2 protein-coding genes are annotated in these 2539 nt (G+C 61.0%); both read right to left on the bottom strand.

Features of this window, described 5'->3' with window-relative positions; translation table 11 throughout:
- Positions 1 to 359: 359 nt before the first annotated feature.
- Positions 360 to 1538, bottom strand: a complete 1179-nt coding sequence (locus C5P05_RS29035; RefSeq protein ID WP_114973363.1) for an IS91 family transposase — start codon at positions 1536 to 1538, stop codon at positions 360 to 362.
- Positions 1539 to 1547: 9 nt separating this feature from the next.
- Positions 1548 to 2423 (bottom strand): tyrosine-type recombinase/integrase, encoded by an 876-nt coding sequence (locus tag C5P05_RS29030; protein WP_114973362.1) that lies wholly within the window; start codon positions 2421 to 2423, stop codon positions 1548 to 1550.
- Positions 2424 to 2539 lie beyond the last annotated feature (116 nt).

Below are 2539 nucleotides of genomic sequence, written 5' to 3'. Positions count from 1 at the left end.
AGTTAAGGTTTGTAGGATGCCCGCCCGTGCAGGCGTTCAACATTGCTTTGCCTACTGACGCGGGTGGGCGTCGTATAAACCTCGATGGAGGAAACCGCGGCTGTGACCAATCTTGGCAGACCCAGCAACTGGTTATGGGGATTTGACGATTCGCGCGGTCGTTGTTTCTATCCGACCATCTGCTTGATGGGCAAGGGTTTGCGCTGCCATGCAGATGCTGGTTCGGTTTTCGTGCATTTGCGACCTAGCCCGGCGCACTGATTTGGCTTGCATGCAGTGAACGACCCAGCGTTTGCCCTTGGACGCTGCAGACTTGCACATCCATTGGTCAGGCAATGGAGGTAGATGCATTCCTGCAGTCATGGCGGACCTCGAATGGACTGGTCACGCAATAGCGTTTCGATGATCAGCATGGCAGCGCCACAGTGTCTGCACACGAAGGTGGATTTAAGTGAGTCGATTTCTTCCTCTCCTTGGCTGGCTGCATCGACAACCGATACGGGAACCCCCAACAATTCCCGTGCCTTTTGCAGCCCTTCCCGACGGTTGGCATTGGCGAGCAAGCCAAAGTGGCGGATGCGATGGAAGCCGCCCGGCAACACATGCAGTAAAAACCTGCGCATGAACTCATCGGCACTGAGCGTCATGGTCTTGTGGCGCGTCTTACCCTTGTCGCGGTAGTCCTTCCAGCGGAACGTGACACCGCGCTCGTCCAGCACCACCAGCCGGGAATTCGCTATTGCCACACGGTGCGTGTAGCGCGACAGATAGGCCAGCACGGCTTCGGGTCCCGCAAACGGGCGTTTGGCATACACCACCCACTCGCATGTGCGCTGAGGTGCCAGCCACTTGGCAAAGGCCTTGGGATCGGCCAGACCTGCGCTGTCACCAAAGAACTGCAGCTTGCCCGCGCGATGTGCCTCCTCCAGTGCTTCCAGGAAGCGGCGCCGGAACAGGCGTGAGAGCACCCGCACTGACAGGAAGAAGCCGGGCTTGCAGGACACCCAACGCTGGCCGTCCGGTGAGAGTCCACCGCCCGGCACGATACCGTGCACGTGGGGATGGTGCGTCAGCGCCGAGCCCCAGGTGTGCAGCACCAGAGTCAGGCCAATCTCGGCGCCCAGGTGCCTGGGATCCGCGGCAATGGTGGTCAGCGTCCCAGCAGCGATCTCAAACAGCAGGCCGTAGACCACGGCCTTGTTGTAATAGGCGATGTCGCTGATGGGGGCCGGTAATGTGAAGACCACGTGGTAGTAGTCCACCGGCAGCAGATCGGCTTGTCTGGCCTGCAGCCAACGTTTGGCTGCGATGGACTGGCACTTGGGGCAATGGCGGTTGCGACAGGAGTTGTAGGAAACTTGGTCGTGCTGGCAGTCCGGGCAGCGCAAGACATGTCCTCCCAGCGCCGCAGTGCGGCACTGTTCAATGGCTGACATGACCTTGAGCTGACCCAGGCTCAGGTGGGAGCGCTGAGCAAGCCGCCAGGCTGGCCCATGGGCGCGCAAGATGTCCGCCACCTCCAGGGCACCAGACCCCATGGAGGCGGCCTACGCTGGCTGCAGAGTTTCCAGCGGACTGATGACTTCGCGCAGGATGTCGGTGGCCACCTGCACATAGCGGGCTGTCGTGTCCAACTTCTTGTGGCCCAGCAGCACTTGGATCACACGGATGTCTTCCTTCTGCTCCAGCAGATGCGTGGCAAAGCTGTGCCTCAGCGTATGCATGGAAACCCGCTTATCGATCTTGGCCACGATGGCAGCATCGTGAACGGCACGGTTGAGCTGGCGCGCGGTCAACGCATCCAGGGGGTCAAGTCCGGGAAACAGCCAGCCCCCATCGAGCATCTTGCCTTGGGCCCGAGCCACGCGCCACCACACCCGCAGGCGCTCCAGCAGGATCGGCGAGAGCATGGCGTAACGGTCCTTGCGGCCTTTACCTTGTTCCACGCGCAGCGTCATGCGCTGGCTGTCAACGTCGGTGACCTTGAGCGCGAGCACTTCACTGACGCGCAGTCCCGTCCCATAGGCTACGGACAATGCCACCTGGTGCTTGAGGTTGCGGGTGGCGCCGATGAGCCGAGCCACCTCGTTTTTGCTCAGCACCACCGGCAACTTGAGGGGAACACGCACCGATTGCATCCTGGCCATGACCTCTGGGCGGCCCAGGGTGACGGCGAAGAGAAAGTTCAAACCCACAATCGTGGCGTTCAGGGTGATGGGGGACACGCCCTGGTCAACCAGATGCAGCTGGAAGCGCCGCAGGTCCTCCTCGGTGGCCGTGTCGGGGGATCGGCCCAGGTACTTGGCCAACTTGCGAACTGCCCGGATGTAGGCCGTTTGTGTCTTGGGTTCGAGCTTGCGCATGCGCATGTCTTCGATCATGCGTTGGCGCAGGGGTGAAACCGCTGGTGTCGATGTTTCCATGGCTGTGCTCCTGTGGTGAACGAGGCCAATTGCCTCACCTCACAACATAGGCACTCGCCCACCTTCGGCAAACCACAAACGTCACATCGCAGGGTACCGCGCGAGCGGTTTAGTCC

Origin of the sequence: Rhodoferax ferrireducens, from assembly GCF_003347515.1 — a bacterium.
Lineage (GTDB): Bacteria > Pseudomonadota > Gammaproteobacteria > Burkholderiales > Burkholderiaceae_C > Rhodoferax.
Note: the sequence above shows the minus strand (reverse complement) of the source record. Positions and strands in the feature narration are given on the sequence as shown.